This is a genomic window from Jeotgalibacillus sp. ET6, assembly GCF_029667115.1.
Lineage (GTDB): Bacteria > Bacillota > Bacilli > Bacillales > Jeotgalibacillaceae > Jeotgalibacillus.
The window spans coordinates 237,505-248,883 of the sequence record NZ_JARUIU010000004.1 but is presented as its reverse complement, the minus strand read 5'-3'; the positions used below and the strand labels follow the sequence as shown (position 1 = coordinate 248,883).

The following is an 11,379-nucleotide window of genomic DNA, read 5'->3' as shown; positions in this document are numbered from 1 at the left end:
TCGATTATTTTGTTTTTTCCCTATCCATAATTTCGGATAAATAGGCTAGCAAATCATAACGCAATTCCTCTCTCTTCAAAGCAAATTCAATCGTTGTCTGAATGAAGCCCATCTTTTCCCCTACATCATAGCGGTCGCCTTCAAATTCATAGGCGTACACAGCTTCCTTTTTATTAAGTTGAGAGATGGCATCCGTTAATTGAATTTCATTTCCTGCGCCTGGCTTTTGGCAGCTTAATATGTCCATAATGGTTGGACTTAATATATACCGCCCAAGGATTGCGAGATTGGATGGTGCGTCCTTAAGATTTGGCTTTTCTACTAGCTCCCGCACATTGTATAAACCCTCATCCATCAGACTGCCATCTACAATTCCATACCTTGAGACGTCCTCTTCCCGAACCGGCTGAACCCCAATAATCGATGCATTGTAGCGACTATATTGCTCCATTAATTGCTTTAAACAGGGCTTTTCAGCCTGAACAATGTCATCGCCTAAGAGTACAGCAAAAGGTTCGTTGCCGATGAATTTGCGTGCACACCAGATTGCATGTCCAAGTCCTTTCGGCTCCTTTTGACGTATGTAGTGAATGTCTACCAGCCTGGAGGATTTTTGAACTTCATCCAGCAAATCAAATTTCCCTTTTTCATAAAGGGTTTGTTCAAGCTCAAAGGAATGATCAAAATGATCTTCTATCGCTCTTTTCCCTTTACCTGTAACAATAATGATGTCTTCAATCCCTGATTCGATGGCTTCTTCTACAATGTACTGTATGGTCGGTTTGTCTACGATTGGCAGCATTTCTTTCGGCATGGCTTTAGTGGCTGGTAAAAATCTCGTACCCAATCCGGCTGCTGGGATAATCGCTTTCCTTACTTTCATTAGGCAGGTCTCCTTCAACTTGAAATGGGCAGCATTTCTTTTCGGACAGCTGAAGCTTTACGATTCGCCAGCTCCAGCAACGTTTCTTTCAGCTCTTCTCTGCTTAGGGTTGAGTAGACAGAAAGAATCGTTTCGATCTCATCCATATACAATTCAGCGCTTTTGCCGACATAGATTTTAGGATAGATTTGTTCATCCTGAACTTCGTCTTCCTTCAGCAGTTCTTCATACAATTTTTCGCCTGGACGGATCCCGGTAAACATAATCGGAATCTCATCTGGCGAATTTCCGGATAGCTTTATCAGGTTCTTCGCCAGATCCACTATTTTAACCGGCTCTCCCATATCAAGGACGAATATTTCTCCCCCTTTAGCTAAAGCCCCTGCCTGAATCACAAGCTTTGAAGCTTCCGGGATGGTCATAAAATAACGAATCATATCCGGATGAGTAACGGTAACAGGTCCTCCGCGTTCAATTTGCTTTTTAAAATGTGGAATGACGCTTCCCCTGCTTCCCAAAACATTGCCAAATCGCACTGCGACAAATCTTGTTTTACTAATCTGCCCCATATGCTGCACAATCATTTCAGCTAATTTCTTGGAGGCGCCCATAACGGAAGTTGGATTTACTGCTTTGTCGGTCGATACCATGACAAAGGTTTCCACACCATGCCAGTCAGCTGCCTGAGCAATATTCCTCGTTCCCATTATATTGTTTTTAACCGCTTCTTCAGGATTCCGTTCCATTAGCGGCACATGCTTATGAGCTGCAGCATGATAGACCACATCAGGCTGATAGTCTCTCATAATTTCCATCATTTTTTCCGCATCCTGCAAATCGGCTATTTCTGTAATAAATTCGATTTTAGAGGCTTTAAACGTTTCTTTTAGTTCCATTTCAATGGTATAAATGCTGTTTTCTCCGTGTCCCAACAAAATTAGCTGTTTCGGATAAAATGCTGAAACCTGACGGCAAATTTCTGACCCGATCGATCCTCCTGCACCTGAAACCAAAATGATTTTATTTTTAATTGAATCCGAAAGCAGCTCCATGTCTAGCTCAACTGGGCTCCTTCCAAGCAAATCTTCCACCTGAACATCCCTGACCTGGTTAACAGATACTTTTCCTGTAACCAGATCTTCCAGCATCGGAAGAATTTTTGTATCGGCTGAAGTCTTCATACACTCTGTAAAAATGGTATTAAGTTCTTTTTTACTAAGCGATGGAATTGCGATGACGATATTATCAACCTGCCTTTTTACTACAGTTTCTGCGATGGACTCAACCCCGCCAAGCACCGGAATCCCCATAATATCCAAATGCTGTTTTGAAGGGTTATCATCGATAAACCCTACTGGCAGCAAATCGCAATCCTTGTTTTGTATCAGTTGTCTCGCTACCATGGTCCCGGCTGACCCTGCACCGATTATCAATGTCCGTTTTCGATGAGAAAATGGATTAATAACCTGATCTCTGTACATTCTCCATACAAACCTGGACCCCCCAATAAACAAAAGATGAAGCAGCCAGGTAACCGCCAGAAGCCTGAAAGAAATTTCCTGCAAAACGATTTGCTGAAGAATAAGTGCTGAGAGCAGCGTGTATGAAACAATTTTAAGAACAATCACCAATTCTCCGATACTGGCATATTCCCAAGCTTTTTTGTAGAGGTTGTATTTCCATGAGAACAGCAAATGCCCGGTTAGCAGAGCGATCGAACTTAGCAGGATCGGCTGTGTAAAAACATACACATCACCATTCACAAGAAATCCGCTGATAAAAATAGCGGTTACGACAATAATTGAATCGATGACAACGAATAATGAAAGCCTTTGCCTGTACGACATCGTGTTCCTCCTTTCAGCAGTCTTTCCATCTATTTACTGGATATAAAATAAAGTAATGATGTACAAGGTCCTCTCCCTAACCGCACACATCATTACTTTATTAAAATATGGGCATTCAACCCACCCTCACTCCACACCAGCGACGACTCGCGTCTAAGGTTTTTCAACCCACGGCATGATCGAGTACCTCCATTGATAACAGTAAGGAGATATCACCGCATAATCTATGAAATTTCGAGAATACAATATTCTTAATAGAGAACAACTTGGTCAAAAATAAGGTGCACTACTTATCATTGATAATGGCACCGATGATTTTTGAATGGGCTAGTTCTAATACTCTCAACGCTTCTGAAGCTTTTTCCAGTTCAGTTTTAGCTCTTTTAAATAGCAGGATTACACCATCACAATAGTGGGCGAGCACTCTCGTTTCCGTGAATTCAAGCACACTTGGGGCATCCACCAATATCATGTCGTATTCCTTAACTGCTGTTTTTAGCAAATCCTGCATTAACTCAGAACCGATAATCTCGGCTGGATTAAAGGAGACAGGACCGCTCGTCAGCACGTCAAGTTTTCCGATCTCTGTCCGGCTCACCGCCTCTTTCAGCGGGACCCTGTGCTTTAGAATATTTGTAATGCCCTTTGAGTTGGGCAGCTTAAAAATCGTATGTAAAACCGGACTTCTCAGATTTGCGTCAATTAGGAGAATCCTTTCTTTTTGCTGTGCCATTGAAGCAGCCAGATTCGCAATGGTAATGGATTTTCCTTCACCTGTGCCGGGGGAGGCTAGTAAAAAAACTTTATTATTACTTGTTTCGGTAATAAACCTTATATTCGTCCTGATGGTTCTGAATTGATCTGAAATAAAAGAATCTGGATACAAATACGTGACAAGGTTTCTTTTTTTAGCGTTCGCTGCCGGCTGCTTTTTGTTTAATATCAACGATCTCCCCCCCTGTCTTTGTAATAGTTATTTGTTTTTTCTGAAGGAACAATTTCTTTTTATTTAAATTGGGCACAATGCCTATAACCGGTATGCCCAGAATTTCTTCCACTTCTTTTTCTCGGCGGATCGTCCCATCCAGGCTCTCCAGGAAAAATGCGAGACCGACTCCTGCGAGTAATCCGATTGCTGCCGCCATGACAACACTTCTGTTTTGCGATTCATTTATGGGTGAAGGATTGACCGTCGCTTCTGACAGCAGCTGCACTTCTTCAAAAGCCAAAATGGATCTGGCACTTTCTTTAAACTTTTGAGCGGTGGCATTGGCTATTTGGGCAGCCTGCTGCGGATCCGTATCTGTCACAAGAATTTGAACGACCTGAGACTCATCAATTCTTGAAACACCGATCTTGCCCGCCAGGCCCTGAGGTGATGTTGGAAGCTGAAGATCTTCTATGACCTGAGCCATAATGATCGGATCTTTGATCATAACCATTAATGTTTTCATGTATTCACTGTCACTTGAAATGATTACGCGGGTAGAGCTTTGAAACAAAGAAACATTATTCGATTGACTGTAGTAATAACCGGCTGTCGTCGCTGCAAGTACAACCAGTACAATAATCCACAATCTTTTTTTCAATACGTCAAAATACTCAAGCAGATTGATATCTTTTACCAGAGATTTACGTATACCGCCTTCCCCCACTTAGATCACCTGCACTTTTACTAGTATAGGAAACTCTTTATTTCTTAATTAAGAACAATCATCTTAAAATTTTTTGTTTCCCTTCGTTCTCTTAATAGGTTTATTTTAGTTCTATATAAAGAACATGTCAACAAATTTATTGCTTTTTCTTTCATTTTGGCGAACGCAATCGGAATATTTTCATCTCTTTTTTCCCAGGTAACACGGAAAGTAAGGTCTTCTTAGGAGTGGGCTTGGGCTTTGGAATTTGAGATAAGAGCTTAGCTACAAGAGAGGGATTGTTTTTAATAGCTTCAATATGAATAATAACGGGCACAAGAGAAGTCGAGGGTCCAGGCAGAGATTCGCCAACTTGAGCAGCCATGGATCCCAGCAGAATTTTCAGCATACGGTACAACTTTTTTTCGACAATTGCAACATAGTATTTAGGATGATGTTCATAAACATGGTGATAGAATATCTGAAAAAACAAAGAAAAATACCCAATGCGGTGGAAGTCTTTATGCAAACAGAATTTATCAATTTCCCAAACTCTGTCCTGATTTTCTTTAATTTCACTTAGGTCATTGAATTTGAATCGTCCCTCTACTGTACTTTCAGCATTTAAAGGGTCATAAGGAATAAATTCAATCGTACCGAGAATCGAATTCTTATCTTTTATTTCCTTTGGTCGCAGCAGCATGTAGCGAATACCATTTTTCGCATAGGGATCATTGACCCATCTGTACTTTTTACAAAAGTATTCCCACGTTTCTTCAAAAAGCTTTTGCTGCTTCTGTGTCTTGACTACTTGAAACATTGTGCTCACCTTTTTTCAATTAAAGTATGACAAAGACTTTCTTCACTTTTTAAGGTTAAAAAGTCTCTGTCATTTTGAAAAATAAATTAAAAGATCAGCTGTCTAAGACGTCTCCAGGGTTTCCTGGTTCTTCACCAGGTGGGCAATCAGGATCCCAATCGTGAAATTTTAACGTCTGAGATACATTCAATACTTCCAAAACTGGCACTTTCCATTCAGTTTTCATTTTTTCCCTCCATACTCATAGTTTATTGTTCCCAATATAGAACAATTGAGGTCAAGATGTGCGGAAGATCTTGCTGGATCTCATTCGTTCTTTATAAAGAACACACTGAAATCGTATCACCTTGCTTTTAAACTGTCAACATATTACCTACTGGATTTCGAATCATTTATAAATCATACTACCTATTTAAGGCAGAACATTTTTATCCTTCTCTTCCTTCTGGTACGATATGACAAACGTTTAAGGAGATGAATAGGCTATATGGTTAATCAAAGCAAACTTGGCAACTCCAATTTGGTTGTGAATCCAATTGGACTCGGAACGAATGCGGTTGGCGGTCATAATATTTATCCTAATTTAAGCGAAGAGACTGGCAAGGAAGTTGTTCGCACAGCGATTCAGCATGGCATTAATTTTCTGGATACTGCTTTTATTTATGGCCCTGAACGATCAGAGGAATTGATCGGTGAAGTTCTTAAAGAAGAAGGACGCCGTGAGAGTGTCGTTCTTGCGACTAAAGGCGCACATAAATTTGTCGATGGTGAGGTTAAATTCGACAATTCTCCTGCCTTTTTGAAAGAGTCTGTTGAGAGCTCACTCAGACGTCTTCAAACAGATTATATTGATTTATTTTATATTCATTTCCCTGATAAAACGACGCCAAAGGATGAAGCAGTGGGAGCCTTGAAGGAACTAAAGGATCAGGGAAAGATCAAAAGCATTGGCGTGTCCAATTTCTCTCTTGATCAATTAAAGGAAGCAAACAAGGACGGCTATGTAGATGTACTTCAATCAGAATATAATCTGTTTAAGAGAGATGCCGAAAAAGACCTTCTCCCTTATACAACCGAGCATAATATTACTTTCGTTCCTTATTTCCCGCTTGCAGCCGGACTCCTAGCTGGAAAGTATACGAAGGATACAAGGTTTGAGGATGGACGTGCTAAGAACCCGATGTTTCAGGGGGAAGAATTTCTCCGCAATTTGGAGAAGGTGGAGCAGGTGCGTAAAATTGCAGAGGATAAAGGTGTAGAGGTCGCTCATCTGGTGTTATCCTGGTATTTAACCCGCAGCTCGATTAGTGCCTTAATTCCTGGAGCAAAAACGCCTGAGCAGGTACAGGATAACTTAAAAACACTCGATGTTGAATTAACTCCAATAGAAATTGTTAAGATTGACGAGATATTTCAATAATAGGTAAAGAGTAAAACTCAATCTCTTTTTATATGAAACAAAAAATGACTATGCGCGCAGCATAAGTCATTTTTTGTTTGGTTCAAATATGATTCCAAGGCAATCGGCAAATCCGCACCTATCTTTTTTTAGCTGCCGGATCTTTTCTGATGGTTTTATAGAAAGAGGCCCCCATCAGGAGAATGACGACAGAGAATGGAAGTGCAGCAATGATCAGGAGATTCTGCAGTCCGTCGGTTCCGCCAAAATAAACGACGATCGCAGCTACAGCTGATTGCACAAGCCCCCACGTGATTTTGACGGAATTAGAAGGATTGATGGAGCCATCGGTTGTCTGCATGCCCAGTACGAACGTGGCCGAATCAGCAGAAGTGATAAAAAAGATGGCAATCACAAAAATCGTAATAATCGACATTAATGTTCCAAGCGGATATTGCTCCAGCATGCCAAAGGTTGCGGTTTCCAGTGAGAAATCAGAAATCGCAGCAATACCTTTTTGCTCAAGATCCAATGCCGATACTCCGAAAACAGCAAAGAAGATAAAGCAGACGATAGACGGAACAAACAGCACGCCGAGAATAAACTCTTTTATCGAGCGTCCTTTTGAAATTCGTGCAATAAAAATCCCAACAAACGGTGACCAGGAAATCCACCATGCCCAATAAAAAATCGTCCAGTTGTTAATCCATGTACGATTATCCTGATTCAACGGCTCTAAATGAAAGCTCATATCGAAAAAATTGGAAATGTAGCCTCCCAGTGTGGTGGTAAACATATTAAAAATATAAAGTGTCGGTCCCACAATCGTCAGCATCACCAACAGAACAAAGGCGAGTCCCATATTAATATTACTTAGATACTTAATTCCTCTTCCGATTCCGGACCATGCCGAGCCGATAAATAAAAGTGTAGCGACGGCAAGAACGATTAACTGAAAGGTGAACGTTTCAGGTGTTCCGAATAAATAAGATAAACCACCGCTGATTTGAGCAGAGCCAAATCCCAATGTAGAGGCTACCCCGACTACGGTAGCAAAAACCGCAAGCGTATCAATTAATTTACCAGGCAGACCTTCCATCGCTTTTTTACCAAATAGCGGGACCAGCGTCGCACTGATTAATCCTTTAGATCCTTTATGGAATTTAAAATAAGCAAGAACAAGCGCTACAATTGCGTAAACTGCCCATGCGTGAATCCCCCAATGAAAAAATGAGTACTGCAGTGCTTCCTGCACAGCCCTGTCAGACCCTGCTTCAGCTCCGGGCGTTGCAATAAAAGCATGCGAGATCGGTTCTGCAGTTGTCCAGAACACCAATCCCATCCCCATGCCGGCGCTAAAGAGCATGGCAAACCATGAAAGGAGAGAAAATTCCGGCTTTTCGCCCTGTTTTCCGAGCCGGATTTGACCAAAGCGTGAGAATGCGATATACGCACAGAAAATGAGCATTAGCATAATAATTACAAGATAATACCAGCCGAAGACCTTCGAGATCTCTCCGGTCAGCGTTCCTGTTAAACTTTCAAGCTGAGCAGGGGCAATTGCTCCCCAGGCAACCAACCCTGCACAGATCGCGAGCGAAACCCAAAATACAAGCGTTACATTTTTCACCAAAACACCTCTTTGTCTTTTTCTAGCTTTCCTATGTACTAGCATTGCTTCTTCCCTATTTTCCTCCATATAAACGCTTTTCATACGAAGTCTAACTTTTCTAAATATCTTCTTTCAGCCAGACAATTGATATGGTATACCGTTTTAACAGCAAAAAGATGGTTGGATAAAAAGAAAAAAGAGGCTGCACCACGTAAATAGGTCACAACCTCTCTGTTCTGTAAAATTCTTTATTTCTCTGGATCAAAATGAATTCAGCTATAGTTTTTTTACCACTTCTTTTATATTCTCACATGAAGTAATCGCGGAGATAACCGCTACCCCCTGAGCACCCGCACGAATCACAGCATCCGCATTATCAGGATTGATGCCGCCAATCCCTACAATAGGCAGTTCAATATTCTGTTGACGAAGCCGTTTTATCCATTCAATTCCAGCTACAGGCTTCGCATCCAACTTTGAAGAAGTGGGAAACATAGGTCCCGCCCCCAAATAATCTACACTGCTCAGATCACTTTTTTTCACTTCCTCGTCATTAGAGACAGACAAACCGATCATTTTATCGGGGTACTTCCTTCTCAGCTTATCTGCCGGCATATCGTCCTGCCCTACATGAATGCCGTCAACGTCGAGCTGATCTGCTAAATAAATATCATCATTAATGAAAAAAGGAATATGATGTTCTTTGCAAATTTTACGCAGCCTCAGCCCCAACTGGAGCTTTTCTTCTTCATCCAAACAGCCGATCCCTTTTTCCCGAAATTGAAACGCCGTAATTCCTGCATCAATGGCTTCTAAAAGGATTTCTTCAGGCATTCTTTCACAGTTTTGACTGCCCATAATCAAATACTTGCGTAAAATTCTGTTTATATCCCAGTGCATTCTCATCCTCCTTCCAGTTTTTCAGGGGAAAAGGACAGCGCATCTAAAAACACAGCAATAAATGTGCCGGTTCCCATCACTCCATTTTGTTTTTCCGTGTATTCAGCGGCCATACCGTAAAAGGAAGCAGCTGCCTGACAGTTGTCCAGTCCGGAGTGTCCGGTGGTTAAACAAGCGGCTAAAATAGAGCCTAATAAACATCCTGTTCCTGTTACATTGCTTAGCATGGCACTCCCAGTCCGGTTATGGATAATTTCTTCTCCATCACTGATCACATCCGTTTCTCCCGTTACGAATGCAATAGTTCCATATGTTTTTGCAACTTTTCGAGCAATTTCGTCATGATTACCTTCTCCAATGGAGTCTACCCCTTTTATTTCCCAGGGAATATCAACGAGCTGAGCCATTTCCCCGGCATTTCCTTTAATAACTGTTGGAGTTATTTCCTTCAGAATTTGTCGAATCGCTTCCTTTCTGAACAATGTAGCGCCTACTCCAACAGGATCAAGAACAACAGGAATGCCTGTTTTATTTGCAGCTTTTCCTGCTTCAATCATTGCTTTAAGATCATTTCCCATAATCGTTCCAATATTGATCAGCACACCATCTGCATTGGAAGCCATTTCCCCGGCTTCCTCCACCGCTTTAGCCATAATGGGGACTCCCCCAAAAGACAACAGGCCATTCGCAGTAAAATTCATCACCACCTGATTGGTTAAATGGTGAATAAGTGGCTTGTTTTGTCTGACTTCATGAATGATCGTGGAAGTCATACATGCTCTCCTCCTTCCTGATGCCCCAATGGTTAGTAGGGCCGTTGCCTTGGCCGAGAGAAAAAGAATGGCGTATAGCTGCTGTAACAAATACCTTTGATTTTTCAACAGCCTCAGGCAGTTCCATTCCTCTGCTCAGGAATGCCGTAATGGCAGCTGAATACGTGCAGCCTGTTCCGTGGGTGTTTTTAGTGTTAATTCTCTCAGATGTATAGGTATACATGTCTTCCCCGTCATATAAATAATCAACTGCCTGTCCTTCCATATGCCCCCCCTTAACCAGGGCAGCTCCCGCACCAAGACTGTGAACAATTTTACGTGCTGCTTCCTTCATTTCTTCGTGGGATTTGATGCGTTCACCGATTAAGTCTTCAGCTTCAGAGATATTTGGTGTAACTAAAGCGCTGAGCGGAACCAGTTGGTCACGCAGAAACCCTCTTGCATTTTCATTGATTAAGGGGTCTCCGCTAGTCGCAATCATCACCGGGTCCATTACATAAGGCATGTTTTTGTCTTTTATCCAGTCCCTTATCGTTTCCATCATTTCAATATTTGCGATCATGCCGGTTTTAACAGCATGGATGGGCAGATCACTGCTGACTGCTTCAAGCTGCTGAGACAGCATATCAAGCGGCAAATGGTGGACGCTTTTTACACCGGTTGTGTTCTGGGCCACCACCGAGGTGATCACCGACATCCCATAAACCCGCAGCTCCTGAAAGGTTTTTAGATCCGCTTGAATTCCTGCACCTCCGCTTGGATCCGTGCCTGCTATTGTGAGTGCGCATGCAGGATTATTCATGAACAGCAGCCTCCTTTTCAGTGATCCACTTTTCGCAGCTAAAAGCCATTTCCCAGAAAGACCATTCCAATTGACAGCTTTTGCGGAAAGCCTCTTTCATTCGCTGTTTTTCCTGCTCAGAAGCTGATTCTGCAAGAGCGTCCAGCCTTTCTCTCATTACAAGCACCACATCTTCCACCCTCTGCTCTGCGTAAAAAGTGATCCATGGAAAAAACGGGTGATCCTCACTCGGGCTGTATTGTTTAATTAATTCTCTGCCAATTTCAAAGTATGTCCATGGACAAGGAAGAAGTGCTGCAATAATTTCGCCAAGCGTTCCAAGCTGGGCATGTGCCATCATATGCTTAATGTAATGATCAGCAGTTGGAGGCAGCGGATAGCCTTGCAGATCTTCATAGGAAACGCCAATTACCTCGCAGAAATTATTATGCGGATGGATTTCACTATGAAGTACAAAATCAATTTGTTTATTAAAATAGGCAATGTCTTCACGGGAGGATGATTTTGAGATAGCAATCCCATAAATTTTCATAAACGCATTTAAATATTCATAATCCGCTTTAATGTAATGTGCCAGCGCTTCCTCCGGTACATCACCTTTCCCAATCCCCTGAACAAAGGGGTGGTCAAAAATCAGTGAAAAAATGTCTTCGTTTTCTCTTCTAAGCTCTTCTGTAAATGTCATGATAGTGCCTCCTTTTTTTAAGGA

12 protein-coding genes are annotated in these 11,379 nt (G+C 41.9%); 1 reads left to right on the top strand and 11 read right to left on the bottom strand.

What is annotated here, in order from left to right:
• Positions 1-4: 4 nt before the first annotated feature.
• The 6 genes from galU to P6709_RS12650 form a co-directional block, all read right to left on the bottom strand.
• Positions 5-883, bottom strand: a complete 879-nt coding sequence (gene galU / locus P6709_RS12675; protein WP_278241297.1) for a UTP--glucose-1-phosphate uridylyltransferase GalU — start codon at positions 881-883, stop codon at positions 5-7.
• Positions 884-897: 14 nt separating this feature from the next.
• Positions 898-2,730: a polysaccharide biosynthesis protein gene (locus P6709_RS12670; RefSeq protein WP_278241296.1), complete on the bottom strand. Its 1,833-nt coding sequence runs from the start codon at positions 2,728-2,730 to the stop codon at positions 898-900.
• A 286-nt stretch (positions 2,731-3,016) separates the two neighbouring features.
• Positions 3,017-3,676, bottom strand: a complete 660-nt coding sequence (locus P6709_RS12665; RefSeq protein WP_278241295.1) for a CpsD/CapB family tyrosine-protein kinase — start codon at positions 3,674-3,676, stop codon at positions 3,017-3,019.
• Positions 3,639-4,385 (bottom strand): YveK family protein, encoded by a 747-nt coding sequence (locus P6709_RS12660; protein WP_278241294.1) that lies wholly within the window; start codon positions 4,383-4,385, stop codon positions 3,639-3,641. The genes P6709_RS12665 and P6709_RS12660 overlap by 38 nt, the downstream gene beginning before the upstream one ends.
• Before the next feature lie 151 nt (positions 4,386-4,536).
• Entirely contained in the window at positions 4,537-5,184 is a 648-nt protein-coding gene (locus tag P6709_RS12655) for a hypothetical protein (RefSeq protein ID WP_278241293.1), read from the bottom strand.
• 94 nt (positions 5,185-5,278) lie between these two features.
• Positions 5,279-5,410, bottom strand: a complete 132-nt coding sequence (locus tag P6709_RS12650) for a paeninodin family lasso peptide (RefSeq protein ID WP_278241292.1) — start codon at positions 5,408-5,410, stop codon at positions 5,279-5,281.
• A gap of 261 nt (positions 5,411-5,671) precedes the next feature.
• Here P6709_RS12650 and P6709_RS12645 point away from each other — a divergent pair, with 261 nt between their 5' ends.
• Entirely contained in the window at positions 5,672-6,604 is a 933-nt protein-coding gene (locus P6709_RS12645) for an aldo/keto reductase (protein ID WP_278241291.1), read from the top strand.
• Between the two features lie 118 nt (positions 6,605-6,722).
• Here the strand turns inward: P6709_RS12645 and P6709_RS12640 are convergent, their stop codons facing one another.
• From P6709_RS12640 to tenA, 5 genes are all read right to left on the bottom strand, one after another.
• On the bottom strand, positions 6,723-8,213 hold the full coding sequence (locus P6709_RS12640) for a BCCT family transporter (protein WP_278241290.1): 1,491 nt from the start codon (positions 8,211-8,213) through the stop codon (positions 6,723-6,725).
• Between the two features lie 258 nt (positions 8,214-8,471).
• Positions 8,472-9,095: a thiamine phosphate synthase gene (gene thiE / locus P6709_RS12635; RefSeq protein WP_278241289.1), complete on the bottom strand. Its 624-nt coding sequence runs from the start codon at positions 9,093-9,095 to the stop codon at positions 8,472-8,474.
• Positions 9,096-9,097: 2 nt separating this feature from the next.
• Complete coding sequence (gene thiM, locus P6709_RS12630) at positions 9,098-9,868, bottom strand: hydroxyethylthiazole kinase (RefSeq protein ID WP_278241288.1); 771 nt, start codon at positions 9,866-9,868, stop codon at positions 9,098-9,100.
• On the bottom strand, positions 9,846-10,670 hold the full coding sequence (gene thiD, locus P6709_RS12625; protein WP_278241287.1) for a bifunctional hydroxymethylpyrimidine kinase/phosphomethylpyrimidine kinase: 825 nt from the start codon (positions 10,668-10,670) through the stop codon (positions 9,846-9,848). The genes thiM and thiD overlap by 23 nt, the downstream gene beginning before the upstream one ends.
• Positions 10,663-11,355: a thiaminase II gene (gene tenA, locus P6709_RS12620; protein WP_278241286.1), complete on the bottom strand. Its 693-nt coding sequence runs from the start codon at positions 11,353-11,355 to the stop codon at positions 10,663-10,665. The genes thiD and tenA overlap by 8 nt, the downstream gene beginning before the upstream one ends.
• Positions 11,356-11,379 lie beyond the last annotated feature (24 nt).

Coding starts and splice junctions, on each gene's coding strand:
- galU (WP_278241297.1), bottom strand. CDS start 883: ATGAAAGTAAGGAAAGCGATTATCCCAGCAGCCGGATTGGGTACGAGA.
- P6709_RS12670 (WP_278241296.1), bottom strand. CDS start 2,730: ATGTCGTACAGGCAAAGGCTTTCATTATTCGTTGTCATCGATTCAATT.
- P6709_RS12655 (WP_278241293.1), bottom strand. CDS start 5,184: ATGTTTCAAGTAGTCAAGACACAGAAGCAGCAAAAGCTTTTTGAAGAA.
- P6709_RS12650 (WP_278241292.1), bottom strand. CDS start 5,410: ATGAAAACTGAATGGAAAGTGCCAGTTTTGGAAGTATTGAATGTATCT.
- P6709_RS12645 (WP_278241291.1), top strand. CDS start 5,672: ATGGTTAATCAAAGCAAACTTGGCAACTCCAATTTGGTTGTGAATCCA.
- thiE (WP_278241289.1), bottom strand. CDS start 9,095: ATGCACTGGGATATAAACAGAATTTTACGCAAGTATTTGATTATGGGC.
- thiM (WP_278241288.1), bottom strand. CDS start 9,868: ATGACTTCCACGATCATTCATGAAGTCAGACAAAACAAGCCACTTATT.
- thiD (WP_278241287.1), bottom strand. CDS start 10,670: ATGAATAATCCTGCATGCGCACTCACAATAGCAGGCACGGATCCAAGC.
- tenA (WP_278241286.1), bottom strand. CDS start 11,355: ATGACATTTACAGAAGAGCTTAGAAGAGAAAACGAAGACATTTTTTCA.